Annotated in this window: 27 protein-coding genes; 13 read left to right on the forward strand and 14 right to left on the reverse strand. The window is 58.1% G+C overall.

The features are described 5' to 3' along the window. The first annotated feature begins 182 nt into the window (after positions 1 to 182). On the forward strand, positions 183 to 908 hold the full coding sequence (recO, locus tag GS620_RS20110; protein ID WP_171169330.1) for a DNA repair protein RecO: 726 nt from the start codon (positions 183 to 185) through the stop codon (positions 906 to 908). Here the strand turns inward: recO and GS620_RS20115 are convergent. The 3 genes from GS620_RS20115 to GS620_RS20125 all read right to left on the reverse strand — a co-directional run bounded on the left by GS620_RS20115 (position 892) and on the right by GS620_RS20125 (position 3,820). After that, positions 892 to 1,284, reverse strand: a complete 393-nt coding sequence (locus GS620_RS20115) for an META domain-containing protein (RefSeq protein WP_171617540.1) — start codon at positions 1,282 to 1,284, stop codon at positions 892 to 894. The genes recO and GS620_RS20115 overlap by 17 nt on opposite strands. Positions 1,285 to 1,324: 40 nt before the next feature. Further along, the gene (locus GS620_RS20120; RefSeq protein WP_171617541.1) at positions 1,325 to 1,879 is read right to left on the reverse strand and encodes a hypothetical protein; all 555 of its coding nucleotides are present in this window, start codon (positions 1,877 to 1,879) and stop codon (positions 1,325 to 1,327) included. A 249-nt stretch (positions 1,880 to 2,128) separates the two neighbouring features. Next, entirely contained in the window at positions 2,129 to 3,820 is a 1,692-nt protein-coding gene (locus GS620_RS20125) for an acyl-CoA dehydrogenase family protein (RefSeq protein ID WP_171617542.1), read from the reverse strand. Between the two features lie 144 nt (positions 3,821 to 3,964). Between GS620_RS20125 and GS620_RS20130 the strand changes: the two genes are divergently transcribed. Next, positions 3,965 to 4,729 (forward strand): sulfite exporter TauE/SafE family protein, encoded by a 765-nt coding sequence (locus GS620_RS20130; protein WP_171169150.1) that lies wholly within the window; start codon positions 3,965 to 3,967, stop codon positions 4,727 to 4,729. A 4-nt stretch (positions 4,730 to 4,733) separates the two neighbouring features. On the opposite strand, the gene GS620_RS20135 is transcribed toward GS620_RS20130, so the two are convergent. The 3 genes from GS620_RS20135 to GS620_RS20145 all read right to left on the reverse strand — a co-directional run bounded on the left by GS620_RS20135 (position 4,734) and on the right by GS620_RS20145 (position 7,561). Continuing rightward, the gene (locus GS620_RS20135) at positions 4,734 to 5,288 is read right to left on the reverse strand and encodes a hypothetical protein (RefSeq protein WP_371807894.1); all 555 of its coding nucleotides are present in this window, start codon (positions 5,286 to 5,288) and stop codon (positions 4,734 to 4,736) included. Between the two features lie 24 nt (positions 5,289 to 5,312). Beyond that, on the reverse strand, positions 5,313 to 5,603 hold the full coding sequence (locus tag GS620_RS20140) for a hypothetical protein (protein WP_171205750.1): 291 nt from the start codon (positions 5,601 to 5,603) through the stop codon (positions 5,313 to 5,315). A gap of 359 nt (positions 5,604 to 5,962) precedes the next feature. Beyond that, positions 5,963 to 7,561 (reverse strand): phosphoenolpyruvate carboxykinase, encoded by a 1,599-nt coding sequence (locus GS620_RS20145; RefSeq protein ID WP_171617543.1) that lies wholly within the window; start codon positions 7,559 to 7,561, stop codon positions 5,963 to 5,965. Positions 7,562 to 7,616: 55 nt separating this feature from the next. Between GS620_RS20145 and GS620_RS20150 the strand changes: the two genes are divergently transcribed. The 8 genes from GS620_RS20150 to GS620_RS20185 are packed head-to-tail and all read left to right on the forward strand — an operon-like array spanning position 7,617 to position 13,327. Continuing rightward, positions 7,617 to 7,883, forward strand: a complete 267-nt coding sequence (locus tag GS620_RS20150; protein WP_152457098.1) for a hypothetical protein — start codon at positions 7,617 to 7,619, stop codon at positions 7,881 to 7,883. Between the two features lie 21 nt (positions 7,884 to 7,904). Beyond that, positions 7,905 to 8,609, forward strand: a complete 705-nt coding sequence (locus GS620_RS20155) for a response regulator transcription factor (RefSeq protein WP_171169148.1) — start codon at positions 7,905 to 7,907, stop codon at positions 8,607 to 8,609. 59 nt (positions 8,610 to 8,668) lie between these two features. Then, positions 8,669 to 10,360 carry a sensor histidine kinase gene (locus GS620_RS20160; RefSeq protein ID WP_171617548.1) on the forward strand — a complete coding sequence of 564 codons (1,692 nt, stop codon included), beginning with the start codon at positions 8,669 to 8,671 and terminating at the stop codon, positions 10,358 to 10,360. Between the two features lie 4 nt (positions 10,361 to 10,364). Then, positions 10,365 to 10,835, forward strand: coding sequence for an HPr kinase/phosphorylase (locus GS620_RS20165; RefSeq protein WP_171617544.1), 471 nt, complete (start codon positions 10,365 to 10,367; stop codon positions 10,833 to 10,835). Further along, on the forward strand, positions 10,832 to 11,713 hold the full coding sequence (rapZ, locus tag GS620_RS20170) for an RNase adapter RapZ (protein ID WP_171120239.1): 882 nt from the start codon (positions 10,832 to 10,834) through the stop codon (positions 11,711 to 11,713). The genes GS620_RS20165 and rapZ overlap by 4 nt, the downstream gene beginning before the upstream one ends. Next, a complete protein-coding gene (locus GS620_RS20175) occupies positions 11,710 to 12,102 on the forward strand; it encodes a PTS sugar transporter subunit IIA (RefSeq protein ID WP_152457103.1) in 393 nt (130 codons plus the stop codon). Before rapZ ends, GS620_RS20175 begins: the two co-directional genes overlap by 4 nt. A 16-nt stretch (positions 12,103 to 12,118) precedes the next feature. After that, positions 12,119 to 12,388, forward strand: a complete 270-nt coding sequence (locus tag GS620_RS20180) for an HPr family phosphocarrier protein (RefSeq protein ID WP_152457104.1) — start codon at positions 12,119 to 12,121, stop codon at positions 12,386 to 12,388. Between the two features lie 39 nt (positions 12,389 to 12,427). After that, positions 12,428 to 13,327, forward strand: a complete 900-nt coding sequence (locus GS620_RS20185) for a lysophospholipid acyltransferase family protein (protein ID WP_171169141.1) — start codon at positions 12,428 to 12,430, stop codon at positions 13,325 to 13,327. Between the two features lie 52 nt (positions 13,328 to 13,379). Here the strand turns inward: GS620_RS20185 and GS620_RS20190 are convergent, their stop codons facing one another. Further along, positions 13,380 to 14,255 carry a 3-hydroxybutyryl-CoA dehydrogenase gene (locus GS620_RS20190; RefSeq protein ID WP_152457106.1) on the reverse strand — a complete coding sequence of 292 codons (876 nt, stop codon included), beginning with the start codon at positions 14,253 to 14,255 and terminating at the stop codon, positions 13,380 to 13,382. A gap of 163 nt (positions 14,256 to 14,418) precedes the next feature. Between GS620_RS20190 and GS620_RS20195 the strand changes: the two genes are divergently transcribed. Then, the gene (locus tag GS620_RS20195) at positions 14,419 to 15,222 is read left to right on the forward strand and encodes a DUF6473 family protein (protein ID WP_253284000.1); all 804 of its coding nucleotides are present in this window, start codon (positions 14,419 to 14,421) and stop codon (positions 15,220 to 15,222) included. Between the two features lie 50 nt (positions 15,223 to 15,272). Here GS620_RS20195 and GS620_RS20200 read toward each other — a convergent pair whose 3' ends face one another. From GS620_RS20200 to GS620_RS20225, 6 genes are all read right to left on the reverse strand, one after another. Then, entirely contained in the window at positions 15,273 to 16,202 is a 930-nt protein-coding gene (locus GS620_RS20200; protein WP_152457107.1) for an electron transfer flavoprotein subunit alpha/FixB family protein, read from the reverse strand. After that, positions 16,202 to 16,960, reverse strand: a complete 759-nt coding sequence (locus tag GS620_RS20205) for an electron transfer flavoprotein subunit beta/FixA family protein (RefSeq protein WP_152457108.1) — start codon at positions 16,958 to 16,960, stop codon at positions 16,202 to 16,204. Before GS620_RS20205 ends, GS620_RS20200 begins: the two co-directional genes overlap by 1 nt. A 191-nt stretch (positions 16,961 to 17,151) precedes the next feature. After that, positions 17,152 to 17,724: a cob(I)yrinic acid a,c-diamide adenosyltransferase gene (locus GS620_RS20210; RefSeq protein WP_152457109.1), complete on the reverse strand. Its 573-nt coding sequence runs from the start codon at positions 17,722 to 17,724 to the stop codon at positions 17,152 to 17,154. Beyond that, positions 17,725 to 17,928, reverse strand: a complete 204-nt coding sequence (locus GS620_RS20215; protein WP_152457110.1) for a twin transmembrane helix small protein — start codon at positions 17,926 to 17,928, stop codon at positions 17,725 to 17,727. 78 nt (positions 17,929 to 18,006) lie between these two features. Then, positions 18,007 to 18,834 (reverse strand): SDR family NAD(P)-dependent oxidoreductase, encoded by an 828-nt coding sequence (locus GS620_RS20220; protein WP_171169137.1) that lies wholly within the window; start codon positions 18,832 to 18,834, stop codon positions 18,007 to 18,009. A 69-nt stretch (positions 18,835 to 18,903) separates the two neighbouring features. Beyond that, the gene (locus GS620_RS20225) at positions 18,904 to 19,533 is read right to left on the reverse strand and encodes an SH3 domain-containing protein (protein WP_253282630.1); all 630 of its coding nucleotides are present in this window, start codon (positions 19,531 to 19,533) and stop codon (positions 18,904 to 18,906) included. Positions 19,534 to 19,736: 203 nt separating this feature from the next. On the opposite strand from GS620_RS20225, the gene parC reads away from it, so the two are divergent. Together parC and GS620_RS20235 are read left to right on the forward strand one after the other, a co-directional pair. After that, complete coding sequence (gene parC / locus GS620_RS20230; protein ID WP_171617545.1) at positions 19,737 to 22,085, forward strand: DNA topoisomerase IV subunit A; 2,349 nt, start codon at positions 19,737 to 19,739, stop codon at positions 22,083 to 22,085. Positions 22,086 to 22,181: 96 nt separating this feature from the next. Continuing rightward, positions 22,182 to 22,772: a hypothetical protein gene (locus GS620_RS20235; RefSeq protein ID WP_171229118.1), complete on the forward strand. Its 591-nt coding sequence runs from the start codon at positions 22,182 to 22,184 to the stop codon at positions 22,770 to 22,772. On the opposite strand, the gene GS620_RS21870 is transcribed toward GS620_RS20235, so the two are convergent. After that, a partial coding sequence (locus GS620_RS21870) for a hypothetical protein (RefSeq protein ID WP_216597966.1) occupies positions 22,753 to 22,942 on the reverse strand: 190 nt, incomplete at its 5' end. The genes GS620_RS20235 and GS620_RS21870 overlap by 20 nt on opposite strands.

The following is a 22,942-nucleotide window of genomic DNA, read 5'->3' on the forward strand; positions in this document are numbered from 1 at the left end:
TCTGTTGAAGCGCAGTTGGGGGTCGTAAAAACGCGTACAAGCCGGGTGGCGCGAAGTCACAAAACTATGGCGGCTTCGGAAAAGAACACGCGCTGAAAAGGGATTGAAGCACTTCCGCTCTTGCGCGCCAACGTCGCTTGGGATTTTCTGCGAACCAACCCAACCAGCAACAGGGTCAGGTTTTGGACTGGCGCGATCACGGAATTCTCCTGACATTACGCCGCCATGGTGAAACAGCGGCGATCATCGAGGTCTTTACCGAAGGCCACGGGCGTCACGCCGGTGTGGTGCGTGGCGGGACCAGCCGCAAGATCGCGCCGATCCTGCAACCTGGGGCGCAACTGGACGTGCTGTGGCGCGCGCGGCTGGAAGAACATATCGGCACCTTTCAGGTCGAACCCCTGCGGTCCCGCGCGGCAGCCGCGTTTTCAGGGCGGCTGGCACTGTCCGGGCTGAACGCGGTTGTTTCGCTGTTGTCCTTTTGTCTGCCCGAACGGGAACCACACCCGGCGCTTTATTCCCGGACGGAACAGTTAATGGATCTGTTGGGGCAGGATGAAGTCTGGCCTCTGGCCTATCTGCGATGGGAGCTCGCGTTGCTTGACGAGCTTGGCTTTGGCCTTGATCTGACGGCCTGCGCCGTGACCGGTGTGACCGAAGGATTGATCTATGTATCCCCCAAAACAGGCCGGTCCGTCAGCGCCAATGGCGCCGGGGAATGGGCGGACAAGCTGTTGCCCCTGCCGCCCTGTCTGCGAGGTGAAGGCACTGCACCCGATGCCGAGGTCGCAGAGGCCCTGCGCACGACCGGATATTTTCTGGAGCACCGCGTTGCTCCGTCTTTGGGGCATAATCCGCTGCCCGAAGCGCGGGCCCGGTTCGTGGATCAGGTCACTCGGCGGCTGTGAACACCATCTCGTGCCCGTCCTCATTGCGCAGGATCAGCGCATTGCCTGACACCTCGGATTGGGTCATGGCCATGAGGGCGGCAAAGTAGAACCCTTCCGCCTCGAGCCCCGCGCAGGCGGCGCGCGTCGCGTTGAGGTTCTGAACCTCAAACCACGGGTAGGGCGCGTTGAGTGTTCCGTCATAGCTATTGCACGGAGCGTTCCCGGCAATCCTGCCTTCTTCGGGAAACCGAAGCAGAACGCTCGCCTCATAGGGCTGACCATCGATCTCCCTCAGAACCCAGGTCTGGTCCGCCGCACCATAGGCGGCGACGGTTTCGTCCTTGTTGCATTGGAACAGTGCCAACAAGGGCAGGGTCAGGATCAGGCGAGTCATGGCTGGGTCTTAGCGCATAGAGGATGTCGTTGGAACCGGATCAGTAGGTAAGAGACCCGTTCAGCAGTTGCGCACGCACTTCCTGCCGGGGTTTCCAGTTATAGCGCGTATCTTCACGCACCGGCGCCCAGAACAACGCGCCACTGTTGCGCCAGGGATCAAGGATGATGCCGTCATACATCGAATCCCCCTTGGCGCTGATCAATGCCGAATGGTGGATGATGCGAAAAGACGTCGGCGGCGACGTGGCCCAGTGCAGATCCAATGTTCGGAAGTTTTCCTGCCGCAGCCGCTTGGTCATGGCTTCTGCCCAATCGTTGCACAGCCCCTTTTCGCGGAACCCGTTGATGACCTTGGCGTTGTGGATGATGGCGGGGTCGGTGACATTCCAATCCCGCGCCAACTGCTGCGAGTAGGAATAGGCGATGGTGGCCGCTCTCTGAGCCTCGGCCGGATCGACATCCGGCCCGAGCATTCGGATCGACTGGGCAAGCGCTTCGACATCGCTCTGATCGGCCGTTGGCGCAGGGGTGGTGCAGCCCGCAAGAACGAGCACCGCCAGAGTGGCGCAAAGTGCAAAGAAGGATCGGGTCATGCGATGTACCAGGTGCTGATCGGGTTTCGGTCGGGTCAATCTGACGCTCTAACGGCGAATGGGCCGGGATCAAAGGGGAAGTTTGGGTTGCTGCGGACACGGTTCGCCGTTGCCCTGCCGGTCAGAGATGCAAAAATGGTCCGTACAAAACGGAAGGTCCGTGGGTAGGAGGCGTACAAAACCTCAAAAACCAAGAAAAAGACCCGGCGCAATGGCCGGGTCAGTTGGGGAAACGGGCGCCGGTTCCGGTCACCCGAGCAGACGTCGTGCGATGACCTGTGCCTGAATCTCGGCCGCACCTTCGAAAATGTTGAGAATGCGCGCGTCGCACAGAACGCGGCTGATCTTGTATTCCAGTGCAAAGCCGTTCCCGCCGTGAATTTGCAGCCCGTTATCGGCGGCTGCCCAGGCCACACGGGCGCCCAGCAGTTTGGCCATGCCCGCCTCAAGATCACAGCGTTGGCCGTGGTCTTTTTCCCACGCGCTGAAATAGGTCAGCTGGCGCGCGATCATGATCTCGACCGCCATCATTGCCAGCTTGCCCGAGACACGCGGGAAGTTGATCAGCGATTTGCCGAATTGCTTGCGGTCGATGGCATATTGCATGGCGATATCCAGCGCGCTTTGCGCCACGCCGATGGCGCGCGCGGCGGTCTGGATGCGGGCACTTTCAAAGGTTTCCATCAGCTGTTTGAAACCCTTGCCTTCTTCACCGCCCAGCAGGTTTTCACCCTTGACGTGGAAGCCGTCAAAGCCCAGCTCGTATTCCTTCATGCCGCGATAGCCCAGAACCTCGATCTCACCCCCGGTCATGCCGGGGGTGGGGAAGGGATTGTCGTCCGTGCCCGGTGTCTTTTCCGCCAGGAACATGGACAGGCCGCGGTGATCTGTGCTGTCGGGATTGGTCCGCGCCAGCAAGGTCATGACATGGGTCCGCGCGGCGTGGGTGATCCAGGTTTTGTTGCCGGTGATCTGGTAATCACCGTTCTCGTCCTTCACTGCACGGGTGCGCAGGCTGCCAAGATCCGAACCGGTATTGGGTTCAGTAAAGACAGCCGTCGGCAGAATTTCGGCGCTGGCCAGTTTTGGCAGCCAGTTGGCCTTTTGCTCTTCCGTGCCGCCGGCGATGATCAACTCGGCCGCGATTTCCGAACGTGTGCCCAGCGAGCCGACGCCGATATAGCCACGCGACAGTTCTTCGGACACGACGCACATGGATGCTTTGGACAGGCCGAAGCCGCCAAACTCTTCGGGGATGGTCAGCCCGAAAACGCCCATTTCCGCCAGTTCTTCGATGATTTCCAGCGGGATCAGCTCATCCTTGAGGTGCCATTCATGGGCATACGGTTCGACCTTTTCCTGCGCATAGCGGCGGAACTGGTCGCGGATCATTTCCAGTTCTTCGTCCAGGCCCGACGCGCCGAACATGGTGGCGCCGGCCTGATCCTGCATCAGCTCGACCAAACGGCTGCGTGCGGCTTGTGAATTTGCCTGCGCCATCAAGGTCTGTACTTCGGACGACTGAAAGCCCGACAGCGCATCCCAGCCGAGGCCCATATCCTGAAGGCGCACGACTTCGCCCTGGTTCATCGGGATGCCACCAGCGACCTGATGCAGGTACTCGCCAACGGCTATCTGGTGAAGCAACTGCTCGAGTTCGCCGAACTTGCCTTCGGCCTGAAGTGCTTCGGCCCAGCGCTGCATCTGTTGCAGCGACTGGTTGTACGTGGCCAGCCATGCCAGTCCATGCGCGGCGGTCTGGTTTGCCTCGATCAAAGCACCAGAGATACGGCCATCCGCCGAGACCATGCCGCGCACGGATTCACGGGCTTTTTCAAAAACGGCTGCTACCGCGGGTACGGCAGCCCGGGTCAAGTTCAGAAGATCGGGCAAAACTGCAGCAGTTGTCATCTCGGTCATATCCTGTCCGTCGTGGGCCATGAATCGCGTCCTTTCCTCGGTCGTCTGGTCATATCATGCTGCACGTGCAGCGCAACAAAAATACTTATTACGCTGCGAAAAAGTTCAAATATTACCTCAACATTTTTGCAATGCAGAAGAAAATCCAGATGATATCTAGGGGACATGACCCTGTTTTCCATTCTTTCCCCGCAGGAACTGCTGATGGCCATGGCAATCGCGTTTGCCTCTGGATGGGTCAAAGGCATGGTTGGTTTCGCGATGCCCATGATTTTGGTATCAGGGTTGAATTCATTTCTGCCGCCGGATCTGACCCTGGCGGGACTTATTCTGCCGACGCTGGTGACCAATGGGCTGCAGGCCCTACGCGGTGGCCGTGTCGCCGCGATCGCCTCGATTCGGCGCTTTCGGGTTTTCCTTGTTGTTGGCGGTCTTCTTCTGCTGCTCAGCGCACAGTTGGTCGCATTGATCCCGGGGTCTGTCTTTCTGGTTCTGATGGGCGGCTTTGTGTCAGTTTTTGCGCTGTTACAAGTTCTGGGGTTCAGAATGGCGCTGAACCAACCCTCGACCGCAGTCGAGGCTGTGGTAGGTGGCGTGGCGGGGTTTGTCGGCGGCATGTCAGGAGTTTGGGGGCCTCCGACAGTTGCCTATCTGACGGCGCTGAACACCCCCAAGACCGAACAGATTCGAATTCAGGGCGTAATCTACGGTTTGGGGGCGGTTTTGTTGCTGGTCGCACATCTTGGATCAGGCATTCTGTACGCAGAAACACTTGAGTTTTCGGCAGCCCTGATCGTTCCGGCCCTGGCCGGGATGTGGATAGGCATGAAGCTGCAGGACCGTATTGATCAGGCAAGTTTTCGCAAAGCGACCTTGTTCGTTTTGCTGATTGCGGGCCTGAACCTGCTTCGACGCGGTTTGGTGGGGTAACGCGTCAACTCGGCCGCTTGTCGGCGAGCCGAAAAGCAAAATACAGGCCTAGCATCAGGAAGAACAAACCCGAGATATCGCCGATCAGGAATGCGATATATTCCACCGTCGCGCTGCCAAAAGCCAGGTTGGTCAACCCGGAGACAAGGAAGGACGTTACGATTCCGACGCCCATCACACATATCCAACAGGGTTTGCGATCCGGACGGGGAAACAGATCCCACCCGATTGCCTTCAGAAGAAAAAACACGGTTGGGACCGTCAGAACCGCAATCGCCATGGCCATCAGGCGGCTGGGCTCGAACACATCCGTTCCACCCAAATAGGCAAAAACGATGAACACGCCGGGCAATAATGCGAAAACGGCGCGCCACCCCAACAGCCAGGCTGTCAGAACCCGCACGCCATGCGGCAGAAACAACAGGCTCGCGCGGCTTGGGTATTCCGGGAAAAACACGTTCTGCAACGGCATCAGGACGGCGAATGTAAGGAACGACGCCAGCACATAGGCCAAAGAGGCCAAAAGCGTTTCAGTAGCCCACCCGCGCAAAGTAATCACGGCCTCTTGCGCGGGTGGATCGCATCATTTGGGTGCATGAACGACGTACCGTCCCCGGTTGGCGCTGCCGCTTTGAGAAAGATAGCCTTTTTCGACCAGCGATTTCAGCGCGCGAAAGAATGTTGGGCGCGAAACACTTTGAACCAACGTGTGCTCGATCAAACCGAATGTGCGCACTTCCTGATCGGACTTGGAAAGCTCTTCGGCGGCATAGTAGATGTCGCGTTCAACCGGAGATAGTTTCTCCAAGCCTAATGTACGCTCCATGCTTTGCATCAGCTTGCGCAGTTCGGTGAGTTTCGAGATCTCAGTCATAATGTTACCTATCGTTTGCCGTGTCATTTGCCGCCTAATTGCGACTGTTTGAGCCATGCTGAATGACGCGCAAGTCAGCAAGTCTCGTATTGACACTCATCCCCTCTCGCTTAGACTAGGTGACTGATTAGGATTGCTCAATCCAGCGTTGTGAGTGTGCGCACATGAGCGACTCCCAATCTAATTTCAGTCAGTACCCGGCGCAAAAGTGCCGGGTTTTTTCGTCTTAGCGATTATCAGGGCTAGCGCAAATTGCATTTTGAAACAACGCAATTGTATGTGCTTTTTGCGACAAACAACCTTAGCAAGAAGTACAGTGGGTGAAATAAAAAAGGGGCGCTGTGGCCCCTCTTCCTGTCTTATCCGATTGCGACGGCTTTGATGTCGTCGTCGATGAAGGGCAGATATTGTTCAAAGTTCTCGGCAAACATCTGCACCAGTTTTTCGGCCTGTTTGTCGAATGCTGCCTGATCGTCCCAGGTACGGCGCGGGTCCAGCAGAACTTCGGCAACCCCCGGGACAGAGACTGGAACGTCAAAGCCGAAATTGGCATCCTTGCGGAACTCGGCGTCGCGCAGAGACCCTTCCAGAGCGGCGGTCAGCAAGGCGCGTGTCGCGCGGATCGGCATCCGGCTGCCCACGCCATAGGCGCCGCCGGTCCAGCCGGTGTTCACAAGCCAGCAGGTCGCGCCGTGCTGGGCGATCTTGTCCCGCAACAGGTTGCCGTATTCCTCAGGGCGACGGGGCATGAACGGCGCGCCGAAACAGGTCGAGAATGTCGGCTGCGGCTCGGTGATGCCGCGTTCGGTCCCGGCCACTTTTGACGTGAAACCCGACAGGAAGTGATACATGGCCTGGGCCGGCGTCAGCCGCGCGATCGGTGGCAGAACGCCAAATGCATCGCAGGTCAGCATGATGATATTCTTCGGGTGACCACCCAATGCGCTTTGGGATGCGTTCGAGATATACTCGAGCGGATAGGCGCAGCGCATGTTGGCGGTCAACGAGTCATCGTCGAAATCCAGTTCCTTGGTTTCGGGATCAAAGACCATGTTTTCGATCACGGTTCCGAACTTCGAAGTGGTGGCATAGATTTCCGGCTCTGCCTCGGCATTCAGGTTAATGGTCTTGGCATAGCAACCGCCTTCGAAGTTGAAGGTACCGCGATCGGACCAGCCGTGCTCGTCATCCCCGATCAGTATGCGCGAAGGATCTGCGGACAAGGTGGTCTTTCCGGTGCCGGACAGGCCAAAGAACACGGCCGTATCGACCGGGTTTCCAACAGCATGGTTTGCCGAACAGTGCATCGGCATCACGCCTTTTTCAGGAAGCATGTAGTTCAGCAGGGTGAAAACGGACTTCTTGTTTTCACCGGCATATTCAGTGCCGCCGATCAGGATCAGTTTGCGGTCGAAATTCATTGCAATCACAGTCTCGCTGCGGCAGCCATGCTTTGCCGGGTCGGCCTGAAAGCTGGGGCAGTTGATGACGGTGAAATCGGCCGTGAACTCATCCAGGTCTTCGCGGTCCGGGCGACGCAGCAGGTGGCGGATGAACAGGTTGTGCCACGCCAGTTCGGTAATCATTCGTACATTGATTGCGTAAGCCGGGTCCGCGCCACCGACGAGGTCCTGTACGAAATAGTCGCGGCCTTTCATGTGGGCCAGCATGTCTTCGTACAGTGCGTCAAAGCCCTCGGGGCTCATTTCGGCATTGTTTTCCCACCAGATGGTTTCGGCAACGCTGTCGGTCTTGACCACGTGTTTGTCCTTGGGCGACCGGCCGGTGAACTTTCCTGTGGTAACTAGGAACGCTCCACCATTGCCAAGTGTGCCTTCGCCGCGCTTCAGCGCCTCTTCGATCAGCGCCGGTTCCATGAAGTTGTAATAGACATTGCCCAGACCCTCGATGCCCTGATCTTCGAGGCGGAATTGCGGGTTAACCCGTCCAGATGTCATGTGTGTCTTCTCCTGTGGCGGCGCGAAGGTCGTTGGCCGTTGCGCCTTTGGGGCAGTGAGCCGGGAAAACCGGCGGCTGAGCGCGTCTTATCACGGTCGTTCATGGCATGAACAGGCGGGTTTGACGCAGTTAGCGCAACCAAGTTCGGGTTTAGCGCCATCAGAAATTCAATGTCGGAAAAGCGGGCAGATTTTTGCGGGCATCAAGGCAAATTTGCCGCAGACCTGCCGCAACAAAGGCATGATTCGCAGTTACGGATTGATTCGGCGTCTTAAAACCGCCAACAATGCCTTACAAATAAGCGAATTATTGCGCGAGTGAGCAGGAATAGGGGTGAGCCCGATGTCAAAGATTGCACTTGTGGATGACGATAGAAACATTCTTACGTCTGTATCCATGACCCTCGAAGCCGAAGGTTTCGAGGTTGAAACATATAATGATGGCCAGGCCGCGTTGGATGCGTTCAACAAGAAACTGCCGGACATGGCTGTTCTGGATATTAAGATGCCGCGGATGGACGGCATGGATCTGTTGCAACGGCTGCGTCAGAAGACGCAGATGCCGGTGATCTTCCTGACCTCGAAAGACGATGAGATCGACGAGGTACTGGGCCTGCGCATGGGCGCGGATGACTATGTAAAGAAGCCTTTTTCGCAGCGTTTGCTGGTCGAACGCATTCGGGCCTTGCTGCGCCGCCAAGAGGCGACAAGCGGCGATGCGGTCGCATCCAACAGCAATGACACCAAAGTCATGGAACGCGGCGACCTGAGAATGGATCCGCTGCGCCATGCGGTCAGCTGGAAAGGCAATGATGTGTCCCTGACCGTGACCGAGTTCCTGCTGCTTCAGGCCCTGGCCCAACGTCCGGGATTCGTCAAAAGCCGCGACCAGTTGATGGATGTCGCCTATGATGATCAGGTCTATGTGGATGACCGGACGATCGACAGCCACATAAAGCGTCTGCGGAAAAAGATGCGCGCGGCTGATCCCGAGTTCTCGGCGATTGAGACCTTGTATGGTATCGGTTACCGGTACAACGAAGAATAGGCGCGGCCGCCTGCAAGAGGTAATGGGGTCTCGTGCGCGACACCGAACAAGCCAGCGAAATGCGCGACGGTGACGTCGTTCTAGGGGATGACTGGGTCATTCCTCAGGACCCTGAGTCAGCGGAGCTGAGGGAAAAGCGATCCCGGAGGAACCTGTTTTCTCTGCGTGGTTCACCTCTGGCGCGCAAAATCATCACGTTCAACTTGATCGCTCTGGTGATTCTGGTCACTGGGTTGCTGTATCTGGACGACTCGCGAAAAGAGAAGGTTCAGCAGACCGCCCGCAATCTGCTGGGCGATGCGCAACTTGTCAGCAACGTTTTTGAAACCCAGTTGCGTCAGGGCGTACAGCAAACCGGGCAGAATGCCGGGAACCTGGACGTCAAGGATACCTTGTCTGGCCTCACCTTGCCCGAAGGGGGCGAGGTTTTTGTTTATGACGCCAGTGGCACGCTGATCGGCTGGACACGTGGTGCCCCGCAAGCCTCTGACATGCCGGTTCTTCTGCAATCCGAGGCCGAGATGCAGACCGGCAGTACGGTGATCAGCGACACGCTGAATGCCGTCTGGACGGGTTTGTCAAACCTGCTCAACTGGTCGACTGAAACCGAGGCACCGACGTTGGCGCAGCGTGTTCAGACCATTATTCCACAAGCGATTGCCGGTCAAAGTCAGGTGCAGGCGGTACAGGATGGCGCGGGTGAGACGGTCATCGTGGCTGCCGCACCAATTCTTTATCAGGATGTACCCGCCGGCGCGGTGGCGATTACCGGCCCGGCTGGTGAAATCGACGCGCTTGCCCGCCGCGAGCAGGAGCGCATTCTTCAGATGTTTGTCGTGGCGCTGCTGGTTTCCGTGGGCCTCAGCCTTGTCCTGGCCTCGACCATTGCCAACCCGCTGGCCGATCTGGCATCCGCGGCAGAGATGGGCAAAGACCGGGGCACGGGTGTCAATCCCGGGCGCATTCGCATTCCCGACCTCAGCGCCCGTCCTGATGAAATCGGACGCCTCAGCCGCGCTTTGCGGGGTATGGTGACCGCGCTCTACAACCGGATCGACGCAAACGAACAGTTTGCCGCCGATGTCGCCCATGAAATCAAAAACCCGCTGGCCAGCCTGCAATCCGCCGTGGGAACGCTGCGGATGGTCAAGCGCGAGGATCAGCGCGACAAGCTGCTGGACGTGATCGAGCATGACGTACGGCGTCTGGACCGGCTGGTCAGCGACATATCAAATGCGTCGCGTCTGGATGCGGAACTGGTCAAGGAAGAAGAGCAGCCCTTTGACCTGCTCAAGCTGCTGGGCAATCTCGGCCAGTATCTGGGTGAAGATGCACGCTCCAAGGGCATCGATTACATTACGGATCTGCCCTCTGAGCCAATTGTGATCAACGGGCTGGAAGCGCGTCTTGCGCAGGTCTTTGTCAATCTGATCACCAACGCCATTTCGTTCTGCGAGGAAAATGACGCAATTCGCGTCTGGGTCCGGCAGCGGGACAACCGCGTGCTGGTTGTTGTCGAAGACACCGGCCCGGGGATTCCCGAACAGGCGCTTACCAAAGTGTTCAAGCGTTTCTACTCGCAGCGTCCGGCGGAACATTTCGGCAATAATTCTGGCCTCGGCTTGGCGATCTCCAAGCAGATTGTCGAAGCCCATGGCGGGGTGATCTGGGCTGAGAACATCCGCCCTACAGAGGCCGATATCACATCGGATCCGCTGGGTGCCCGCTTTGTCGTGGGGTTGCCCGTCTAAACCCATGCATATTGATTCGTTGTCACTCGCGAAAGATCAGGACAGCGCCTGTGTTCATGCCTCCTGCGTTTCGGTTGCCGGACGCGGGCTTTTGATCATCGGTGCGTCCGGCACAGGGAAGTCCGGGCTGGCGTTGCAAATGATGGCGTTCGGCGCGAAACTGGTCGCCGATGACCGAGTCAATTTGGAGATGCGGCAGAATCGGGTGATCGCTTCGGCCGTATCGCAGATCCGCGGTTTGATCGAGGCGCGCCAAATTGGCCTGATCAAAGCCGAACCCAGTGGTCCGGTTCCGCTGGATTACGTTGTTGATCTGGATCAACCTGAGCCCGAGCGTCTGCCCGACCCTTTGACGGTTTCCGTGCTGAGGCAAACTGTTCCCTTGCTTCGGGGCGCGGGCGTGCCCAACTTGGCTGTAGCGATGATGCAGCTTCTAGGAAATGGGCGCGTAAACCCGGAATGGCCGAATACATGACATCGCAAAGGCGGATCGTACTTGTCACGGGGCCCTCCGGGGCAGGAAGATCCACGGCCATTCATGTGCTGGAAGATCTGGGCTTTGAAGCCATCGACAATCTGCCGATGGGTCTTTTGTCGCGCTTGCTCGACAGTGCTGACAGCGACCGTCCCATGGCTTTGGGTATAGATGCCCGCAACCGGGATTTCTCGACGATCGGTTTCATAGAATTGGCTGAAAAGCTGGGCCGCTTGGCGCAGGTCGATCTGACGGTTCTGTACCTGGATTGCAGTGATGATGTTCTGGTGCGCAGGTTTTCAGAAACCCGAAGGCGGCATCCCGTCGCCAAGAATGCCAGCCCGGAAACCGGCGTTCAGCGCGAAAAAGAGCTGCTGGCGCCGATACGAGAGATTGCGGATACGCTGATCGACACCAGCCTTCTGAACGTGCATCAGCTGCGGGAAGAGGTCGAGCACTGGTTCGCCCCGCAAGGCGGGCGGCATCTGGCGGTTTCCATCGAATCCTTTTCTTACAAACGTGGCCTTCCGCGTGGATTGGACATGGTGTTCGATTGCAGGTTTCTGGCGAATCCGTACTGGCGCCCGGAATTTCGCGCAGCGGATGGTCGAAACCCTGACGTTGCGCACTATGTGCAGTCAGACGCTAACTACTTACCGTTTTTTGAACGTGTGCTGGACTTGCTGACCCTGTTGCTGCCGGCCTTTCGGGCCGAGGGCAAAGCGCATCTTTCCGTGGCGTTTGGGTGCACAGGGGGTCAGCACAGATCAGTTGCCCTGGCAGAGGCCGTTGCAAAGGCCCTTGCGGAAGATGGGCAGCAGGTGGCAATTAGGCATCGCGAGATGGAACGTCGGTCGTTGAATGTGAGGTCGGATTGATCGGAATTGTGATCGTTGCACATGGTGGGTTGGCTCAGGAATACCTGGCCGCCACACAACACGTGGTAGGACCACAGGCCAGCCTCGTGGCGGTCGCGATCGAGGCTGACCATGACCGGGACGAAAAACAGGCCGAAATCTGCCGTGCCGCTGACGAAGTGGACACCGGCGATGGTGTCGTTGTTGTCACCGACCTCTTTGGCGGAAGCCCCTCGAATCTCAGCCTGCGTGCCTGCGCGCCTCAGGACCGGCGTATTCTGTATGGGGCAAACCTGCCGATGCTGATCAAATTGGCCAAAAGTCGCCACTTGCCCATTGGTGATGCCGTCCGTCAGGCAATGGAGGCTGGACGGAAGTACATCAATGCGCAGAATGTGACATTGGATTAAAAACGGATTATTGAATATGACGAGCCGAAGCCTGAAAATTATCAATGAAAAGGGCCTGCATGCACGCGCCTCGGCAAAGCTGGTTGAGGTTGTAGAGGGGTTCGATGCACATGCTGAGGTGTCAAAAGACGGACTTTCTGCATCAGGCGACAGCATCATGGGCCTTTTGATGTTGGCAGCATCGCGCGGAACAACTATTGACGTCGAGACGTCCGGGCCGGATGCTGAGGCATTGGCAGAAGCTCTGGAAACGCTTGTGAACGACAAGTTCGGAGAGGGGTTCTAAGCCACCCCGCCGGGACAGGAAGAACGGGAAGACCAGGAATTGGCGGAAACGACGCACGAGACCAAGACAAACCCGGTGGTGGATGGGACCACAGATCAGGGTGAGATCTACGACCGTAGAACGCTGACCTATGCGAATTCATTCGACGATGCCTGGACAGCGACCGCCATTCGGGCCATCGAGTGGTGCACAGGCAAGCTGACCATTTTGCGCATGGTCAACAAGTTCGAAAAAAAGAACGAATACTATCGCGGCCAGCGGTTCTGGGGCGGTGCCCTCAAGACTATGGGAATCGACCTGACCACACCGCAGGAGCAGATTGACCGCATTCCCAAGACCGGCCCGGTCGTTGTCGTCGCCAACCACCCGCACGGTATGGTCGATGGCATGATTCTGGCGGAACTGATCGGCCGGGTACGCAGCGATTACCGCATCCTGACCCGTTCGGTTCTGACGGGTCTGGACGAAGCGGCCACGTCATTCATGATCCCGGTTCCGTTCCCACATGACCCCGAGGCGCAGGCCAAGATGCTGGAAATGCGCGGCAAAGCCATGGAGCATCTCAAAAACGGCGGCGTTGTGGCGCTGTTCCCATCCGGTGTTGTGATGTCCTCGGATGATTGGTTCGGACCTGCGATCGAGCGGGAATGGAACGTGTTCACCGCCAAGATGATCCGCCGTTCGGGCGCGCGCGTGGTGCCGATTTTCTTTCCGGGCTGCAATTCACGCTGGTATCAGATCGCCAACCGTGTCTCTGCAATTCTACGGCAGGGATTGTTGCTGCATGAGATCGTCCGATCCTGCAACAAACCCCAGTCGCCGGTGATCGGCGAACCGATTTCGGACCACGATATGGAGTTGCTGGAGCGCGATCCGCGCGGTTTCATGGCCTGGCTCAGAAATCACACCATGTCTCTGGGTAGGTCGGAACAGACCTGATCCGCGTCTTCATCTGGCCAAAAATATTCCGGGCGAGGGGGGCTGGCCCCCTTCAGCGTGTCGGTACCGGAACTTCCCCACGATAATCATAAAAACCGCGCTCGGTCTTGCGCCCCAGCCACCCGGCCTCGACATATTTCGTCAGGAGAGGGCAGGGACGATATTTGGTATCGGCCAACCCGTCATGCAGCACGTTCATGATCGCCAGACAGGTATCCAACCCGATGAAGTCCGCCAGCTCCAGCGGGCCCATGGGATGATTCGCCCCAAGTTTCATTGACTGGTCGATGGATTGAACGTTCCCCACACCTTCATAGAGTGTGTAGACCGCCTCGTTGATCATGGGCATCAGGATCCGGTTCACGATAAAGGCCGGGAAGTCCTCGGCGCTGGCCGCCGTTTTGCCCAACCGATCCACCACCGCTTTGCAGGCGTTGAAAGTTTCTTCATCCGTGGCGATGCCGCGGATCAATTCCACCAGTTGCATAACAGGGACAGGGTTCATGAAATGAAAACCCATGAATCGTTCGGGCCGATCCGTGCGGCTTGCCAGACGGGTGATGGAAATCGAGGATGTATTTGACGTCAGAATCGTATGCGGCAGCAGGTGCGGTTGGAGGTCCTCGAAAATCGCCTGCTTGATCGTTTCCCGCTCGGTTGCCGCCTCGATAACCAGATCGGTTTGACCCAGTTTCGGCAGATCAAGCGTGGTCGTAATCCGTTTCAGCGCAGCCTTCATCGCCTCGTCGGTGATTTTGCCACGCGACGCCTGCCGCGCCAGGTTACCTTCGATCGTGGCAATGGCGTTTTCCAGAGCATCCTGGCTGACATCGTTCAGCAAGACGTCGTATCCCGCCAACGCCATAACATGGGCAATGCCGTTGCCCATTTGCCCCGCGCCAATCACCCCGACCGATTTAACTTCCATGTTCAGCTGCCTTTGCCCTGTAGGATACCGCAACAGTATCGGCAGACCGGGGCAGGCGGCAAGAGGATCAAGGCGGTCAATTTCGCTTCAAATGCGCGCATTAGGAAAATCTCAATATCTACGACCACAAGATGGCACCGGGTGAGAAAACGGGGGGCTTGATATGAGCTTTCATCAGACAAACAGCGGTAGGGAGTCCACCTGCCAGTATGCCAATTCGAAACTTTGGTTCCGGGGTCCACCCGGCACGTTGGATCAGCCCTATGTGGCCTGTCTGGGAGGAGAGGAAACTTTCGGCAGATTCGTCGATTACCCGTTTCCTGCCGTGCTTGAGAAGCGATTGGGAAAGCCATGCGTCAACTTCGGCAGCCTGTTTTGCGGAGTCGAAGCGTTGTCCACTGATCCGGGGGTGCTGAATCTGGTCAATCAGTCAGACCTATGCGTGTTGCAGGTGCCCGATCTTCTGCGCCAATCGAACCGGTTTTACCGCGTGCACCCGCGTCGCAACGATCGGTTCCTTGAACCCACCGCGGACTTGCTGGGGCTGTACCCGGATGTTGACTTCATGGAAATCCATTTTGTGCGCCATTTGTTGGAGCAGCTGAGCGCAACAGAAGACGCCCGTTTCGAAGTCGTAGCGCAGGAACTGCGAGAGGTCTGGATACGCTCCACCAGGGACTTGATAGAACGGATCGAACCCGGCGTGGTACTGCTTTGGCTGCATGTGCAGCGGCAAACCGGATCGCATGTCGACCATATCGTGCCCGACGCCGCCATGATCGAACAACTGCGCCCGCTATGCGCTGATGTCGTCGAGGTTTCGGTGCCTGTATCCGCTCAATCAGATTCTCTCGAAGATGTTATGTTCGGAACGCTTCAGCAGCCGATTGCGGAACATATGATCGGCCCGTCCGCGCATCGAGAAATTGCCGAACACCTGCTGATCGCCTTGCGGAACCTGAACTGAAAAAGGCCCGCCTGTTGGCGGGCCTTTGCGGATCAATCCGGATATCCGGTTCAGCCGAGCTTTTCAGTCAGTTCCGGTACCGCCTGGAACAGGTCTGCGACCAGGCCGAAATCGGCGACCTGAAAGATCGGCGCCTCTTCGTCTTTGTTGATCGCCACGATGACCTTCGAGTCCTTCATGCCGGCCAGGTGCTGGATCGCGCCCGAAATACCGACGGCGACATACAGATCCGGGGCAACAACCTTGCCGGTCTGACCCACCTGCCAGTCGTTCGGTGCATAACCCGAGTCAACGGCCGCACGCGACGCACCAACCGCGGCACCCAGCTTGTCGGCTAGCGTTTCGATCAGTTTGAAGTCCTCTTCTGAGCCGACACCACGGCCGCCCGAAACAACGACGCCAGCCGAGGTCAGCTCTGGACGGTCGCTTTCCGCCACCTTGTCCTCGACCCATTCGGACAGGCCGGGGTTTTCGCCGACCGACACGGTCTCAACCGCGGCCGAACCGCCTTCGCCGGCCGCATCAAAGCTGGCGGTCCGGATGGTGACGACCTTCTTTGCGTCGTTCGACTTAACGGTCTGGATCGCGTTGCCCGCGTAGATCGGGCGCTCGAAGGTCGAGCCGTCAACCACGCCGGAGGCATCCGAGATCACCATCACGTCCAGCAGGGCTGCAACGCGGGGCATCACGTTCTTGGCGTCGGTGGTGGCCGGTGCCACGATGTGCTCGTAGCCATCGGCCAGGCCCACGATCAGGGCTGCGGTCGATTCCGCCAGGCGGTGGCCCAGCGACGGGTCTTCGGCGACCAGCACCTTGGAGACACCGTCGATCTTGGCTGCGGCCTCACCGGCAGCAGCGGCAGACCCGCCTGCGGCCAGAACGGTTACGTCACCCAGCACTTTCGCGGCGGTCACGGCCTTTGCGGTCGCATCCATCGCAAGTTCGCCGTTGTTCACTTCGGCAAGCAGAAGTACAGCCATTACACAGCCCCCGCTTCTTTGAGTTTCTCGACCAGCTCGTCAACCGAGCCCACGATGATGCCTGCCGCGCGTGCCGGCGGCTCTTCGGTCTTGACGATTTCCAGACGCGGGGTGACGTCGACGCCATAATCGGCGGCGGTTTTTTCATCCAGCGGTTTTTTCTTCGCCTTCATGATGTTGGGCAGCGAGGCATAGCGCGGCTCGTTCAGGCGCAGGTCCACGGTAATGATGGCCGGCATCTTGACGCTGATGGTCTGCAACCCGCCATCGACCTCGCGGGTGACCTTGGCGGTGTCACCTTCGATGTCCAGCTCGGACGCAAAGGTGCCCTGGGACCAACCCAGCAGGGCCGACAGCATCTGGCCGGTGGCGTTCATGTCGTTGTCGATCGCCTGCTTACCTGCCAGAACAATGCCAGGCTGCTCTTCCTCGACCACTTTGGCCAGGATCTTGGCAACGGCCAGAGGCTCGATATCGGTGTGTACATCGTCAGCCGCCACAACCAGGATTGCGCGGTCGGCACCCATGGCCAGTGCGGTGCGCAAGGTTTCCTGCGCCTGCTTTACGCCGATCGAAACAGCAACGACTTCGTCGGCCTTTCCGGCTTCTTTCAGGCGGATCGCTTCCTCTACTGCAATTTCGTCGAACGGGTTCATCGACATTTTGACATTGGCGAGATCAACACCGCTACCGTCCGCTTTCACGCGGACCTTCACATTGTAGTCAATCACGCGTTTGACAGGCACCAGTACCTTCATTGTAGCGCTTTCTCCTCAAAAAAACGGTAAGCCGCGCAGGCGACTCCACCAATGCTCTCGACCGACTAGATAGCGCCTGCCGCAGTGGCACAACAGAGCAAAATCGTCACGTCATGGCGTCGGGACGTCGCGTTTTGCAATTTTTTTGCCAAGAGGCGAAAGAATATTACCCGCGAGTCTGCGTTTCGCGTTCAGCGGTTCGCGCCCGGAACCCACAACACGTCGTCTTTGCCGTTTGCGTTTGCGCAGCGTGCTGCAACAAAGAACCAATCGCTGAGACGGTTGAGATATTTGACCGCCACGTCGTTGACGGGCTCCATATTCGTCAGCTCGACCGCAAGCCGTTCCGCCCGACGTGAAACGGTCCGGCAGACGTGCAGATGTGCTGCCAGACGCGAGCCACCGGGCAGGATGAAGCTGCGCAGGGGTTCCAGCGTCTCGTTCATTGCGTCGATCTCGGCTTCCAACCGGTCGATCTGGGCAGGCACGATGCGTAGGGGGGGATAATCGGCCTCGGCGTCTTTTTCCATGTCGGGGCGACAGAAGTCGGCGCCCAGATCGAACAGGTCATTTTGAATACGCGACAGCGCGGTTTCGACATCACCTTCAGCCTCGGTCCGTGCCACGCCGACAAAAGCGTTCAGTTCGTCCACGGTGCCATAGGCTGCGACGCGGCCCGAATATTTTGCCACGCGCTCTCCGTTGCCTAGGGCGGTTTTCCCGTCATCGCCAGTGCGTGTGTAGATTTTGTTGAGTACGACCATTTATTGAACTCCCTGTCCGCGCAGATACACGAAAAGCACGATCAGCAACACGGCGATGAACTGAAAGAGGATGCGCAGGCGCATCATCTTGTTGCTTTTCTTGGCCGCTTCCATGCCGCCTTTGCCGAAATTCGCGATGCCTAAGGCCAGCACTACGACAACTGCCGCCATAGCCAGAAGCAGAATGACCATCACAAGGTCCATTTGAAGTCACCGTCCGGTTTTTTTCGATTACCACCCATCTAGCGTCAGGGCGTCGAAAAGCGAACGGGAAATATCGTCTCAGATATCCGAAAGGATTCGATCAGAGGCGTTTGTAGGCAGAATGCGGCGCAGTATCCCGGCGATATATGTCGGAGTGGTCACATAGTAACGTGGTTTGGGGCGTCGGGCCTCGGCCGCATGGGCCAGCTTGTCCGTGACGGCAGAGGCGGGCAGTTCAAATCGGTCTGGCCCACTGCTTTCATAAAGGCGCTTCAGTAACGAGTCTTCGTACTTCTCCCGAATGGCCGAGTTTTCCCAGTCGATATATTTCTCGAACAATGGGATCGCCTTTTCCCGGAGTTTAGAGGTGATGGGGCCGGGCTCGATCAGGACGACGTGGATGTCGGTATCCCGAAGTTCCAACCGCAGCGTGTCGGTCAGCCCTTCGATCGCGTATTTTGTGGCGACATACGCGCCGCGCCACGGGAAGGCGACAAGCCCCAGAACCGAGGAACACTGCACAATCCGGCCATGACCCTGTTCCCGCATGACGGGAATGACCTGTCGGGTCAGCTCGTGCCAACCAAAGACATTGGTCTCAAATATATGGCGCAGGCCATCCGTCGGAACATCCTCAACCGCGCCGGGCAAGCCATGTGCGCCATTGTTGAAAAGGGCATCCAGCGAGCCGCCTGTAGCCTCGAGAACGTGGGACAAACCCGATGTAATGCTGTCTGCATCAGTGTAGTCGATTCTGGGGCTTTCAAAGCCTTGTGCGCGTAGGCGATCACAGTCGCGTTGCTGGCGGCAGGATGCAAAAACGCGCCAGCCTCTTGCACGCATACCGTGTGCCGCGTCCAGACCGATGCCTGACGAGCATCCCGTGATAAGAATCGATTTCTGCATATGCCTTCCGAGCCTGATCCCCGCCCATAGCTATGGCGGGGTTTGCGGCAGGGCAATGACACTTCGATGTCAGTTCGTTGTTTTCCGGACGAGTGATGCCGAAATCCACCCAACCTGTTGCCCCGGCAACACGCGCAGGCGCAACCAGCCGGTACCTGAATCCCCGAATACCTCAACCTGCTGGCCGATCCTGGCTTTGCCGATGATCGGATAGATCGTCCCCGGCCCATCACGCAGGTTCACGCGGGTTCCCGAAATTTCACGGATATCCTTGGCGGCCTCGACAGGGGCGGGCAGTTCAACCGTTGGCAGCTCGGCGTCGGTGGTGACCTGTTCGAGAGAGGCCAAACCCTGTTCCAGCGACGCAAGGGTCAGAGTGACGTTTTCGTCAGCGAACAGTGAGGGGTTTGCTTTCAGGCCAGCTGCGACTTGCGACAACAGCGCCTTGGTTTCTGCTTCGTCCAGTTCGGCGACGGGTTCAGTGACCGGAGCGACTGGCGCCGGAGGCTTTACCGCAGCACGCGCGACCAGAGTTTCGGCGGGCGCGGATTCGATAGCCGGCCTTGAAGGTTTCGGGGCAATGGCAACACGCTCGGGCTCCGCTGTGCGGACACCTCGCGGCTCAAAGTCAGGACCTCCGCTCATCACGTAAAAAGTCCAGCCGAGTGCGGCGAAAGTAACAAGTACAAGGCGCGTCATGGCGCATCCCCCAATTCAATCGTAACAACAAAATAGGCAGCAATCATTCAATTGTTGGAATGGTAGCATAATAGAAGGGCAGAGTCGAAAATTCGGGGAAAACACCGACTTGCCTCCCCCTGTTGCAAAAAGCCCGACTTGTCCCCAGTAAAATACGCGTTGCTTGCTTTACCAAGGCGTTCTTGCGTCGTATCACATCATATATGAACGATACGATCGACGACCCCAACATGGAGGCCCCCAACCACGGGGGTGAGGTTGCAGAACCGCTGCGCCGCGCGATAGGCGAGCGTTACCTGACCTATGCGCTGTCCACCATCATGCACCGCGCCCTGCCGGACGCGCGGGACGGATTGAAGCCGGTGCACCGGCGAATCCTCTATGCGATGAGAGAGCTGCGACTCAGTGCAACCGGAGGTTTTCGCAAGTCCGCCAAGATTTCCGGCGACGTGATGGGCAATTACCACCCGCACGGCGACGCCGCGATTTACGACGCAATGGCGCGCCTGGCGCAGGACTTCAACGTGCGTTACCCGCTGGTCGACGGGCAGGGGAATTTCGGGAATATCGACGGCGACAATCCGGCGGCCTCGCGATATACCGAGGCGCGGATGACCATCGTGGCCGAGGCGCTGCTGGAAGGTCTGAACGAAGACGCCGTGGATTTCCGCGACAACTATGATGGCACGCTGACTGAACCGGTGGTGCTGCCTGCGCAGTTTCCGAATCTTTTGGCCAACGGCGCCAGCGGTATCGCCGTCGGCATGGCGACCAACATCCCACCGCACAACATCTCGGAGCTTTGCGACGCCTGCCTGCACCTGATCAAAACGCCTGACGCGCGGGACGACACGTTGCTGAACTATGTCCCCGGCCCGGATTTTCCGACCGGTGGCGTGATCGTCGAACCGCCCGAGAACATCGCCCAGGCTTATCGCACCGGGCGGGGCTCGTTCCGACTGCGTTGCAGGTTCGAGGTCGAGGATCTGGGCCGCGGCCAGTGGCAGATCGTGGTCACCGAGATTCCCTATCAGGTTCAGAAATCCAAGCTGATCGAAAAGATCGCGGAACTGATCCAAACCAAGAAAATCCCGATCCTCGCAGATGTGCGCGACGAATCCGCCGACGATATCCGTCTGACCCTTGAACCGCGTTCGAAAAACGTGGACCCCGAGGTGCTGATGGGCATGCTTTATCGCAACTCGGACCTCGAGGTGCGGTTCAGCCTGAACATGAACGTATTGATCGATGGGGTGACACCCAAGGTCTGTTCGATGAAGGAAGTGCTGCGCGCCTTCCTTGACCACCGGCAAGAGGTGCTGCTGCGCCGCTCGCGTCACCGCATGGCCAAGATCGACCACCGGTTGGAAGTGCTCGAAGGCTTTATCGTCGCCTTCCTGAACCTCGACCGTGTAATCGACATCATCCGTTATGACGACGACCCCAAGGCCGCGCTGATGCGCGAGGACTGGGGCATCGACCACGTTCGCGCCACCGATGAATCTGACTACGTCACACCCAAGCCGGGCGAGGGCGAGCTGTCGGAAGTTCAGGTCGACGCCATCCTCAATATGCGCCTGCGCTCCTTGCGTCGTCTGGAAGAGATGGAGCTGGTTCGCGAACGCGACGCGCTGATGGAAGAACGCGCCAATCTCGAAGATCTGCTGGCCGATCCCGCCCTGCAATGGGCCAAGATTGCCGAGCAGCTGAAAGAGACCAAGAAGACCTTCGGCAAAGACTACGAAGGCGGCGCGCGCCGTACGCAGTTCGCCGAAGCGGGACAGGTTGAAGAGGTTCCGCTGGAGGCGATGATCGACAAGGAACCGATCACGGTGGTCTGCTCTCAGATGGGCTGGATTCGCGCCATGACCGGTCATATCGACCTGAAGCGCGAGTTGAAGTTCAAGGACGGCGACGGCCCGCGTTTCATCTTCCATGCAGAAACGACCGACCGGCTGCTGGTGTTCGCCTCGAACGGCCGATTCTACACCGTCAGCGCGGCCAATCTGCCGGGTGGGCGCGGAATGGGCGAGCCGCTGCGCCTGATGGTCGACCTGCCGAACGAGGCACAGATCATCGACATCCTGATTCACAAGCCGGGGCGCAAGCTGTTGGTGGCCTCAGAGTCGGGCAACGGGTTCATGGTGCCCGAGGATGACGTTTTGGCCCAGACCCGCAACGGTAAGCAGGTGCTGAACGTTAAAGGCGACGAAACCGCGATGATCTGCAAACCGGTTTCGGGTGATCATGTGGCCGTGGTGTCTCAGAATGGCAAGTTCCTTGTGTTCCCAACCGAAGAACTGCCTGAGATGACACGCGGCAAAGGCGTGCGCTTGCAGAAATACAACATGGCGCGTGGGCGTCAGGGCACGCTGGAACTGGATGGCGGACTGTCGGATATCACGACCTTCAATTGGGAAGATGGTCTTAAGTGGTCCATGGGCGGCGACAAAACACGGCACGAGGCGGACATGAGCCAATGGCTCGCAAAACGTGCCAGTGTCGGGAAAAAACCGCCCTACGGTTTCCCACGTGACTATAAATTCTCGTGATCGGGCACGGGTGTCAGGTAGAATTCCGCCGATACGGCTTGGCACAGGCCGTATCGGTGCGCTAGATCAAAGAAAACAAGCCTATTGAGACGAGACATGTTGCGCATTCTGACGCTGATCACCGGACTGGCCCTGATGGCCGCTTGCACACAGACACAGGTGTATGAGCCGCCTGAATCCCTAGGAGAATTCAAGCTTCGTGTGAATTATGCCTTTGCGGACAAGGCCGTTCAGGGACCTGTATCGCGGGACGCCACACCTGACGAATGGACGAAGGCGATCCAGAACGCGGTTGATATTCGTCTGGGGCGTTACGAAGGCAAACAGGAATATGACCTTGGCATCAGCCTTGAGGGTTACATGCTGGCCCCGCCGGGGATCCCTGTGATCTACAACCCCAAAAGCACTGCGATTGTGTTGGTCAACGTCTATGACGTGAAGAAAAAAGAGTTTCTGGCCAAGGGTAAGCAATTCCAGGTGCTGGAAGACACCACCGGCGGAAGTGCCCTCAAAGGATCGGGGCATGAGCGCACAAAAGAAGAACAGATGAGCGGTCTGGCCCTCAAAATAGCCGACCGGGTCGAGGAATGGCTGGCTGAAGAGCACAAGGAAAATGGCTGGTTCGACCGGCGGCCGGACCTGATCCAGCCTCTGGAATCTGTCGAGGTCACGCAAAATCCAACGTGATCGGCGCATTTCCCTCAGGATGTGCTTGATTTTCCCCTTTGAACCAAATATCTCGCGCGCGCAGATGTAACCACGGGACCAAGGGTCCCCCAAATCGCAAAAGGGCGCCTGAGGAATGGCAAAGGAAAAGTTTGAGCGTACAAAACCGCACGTCAACATCGGCACGATTG

Source organism: Ruegeria sp. HKCCD6428, from assembly GCF_013110595.1.
Classification (GTDB): domain Bacteria; phylum Pseudomonadota; class Alphaproteobacteria; order Rhodobacterales; family Rhodobacteraceae; genus Ruegeria.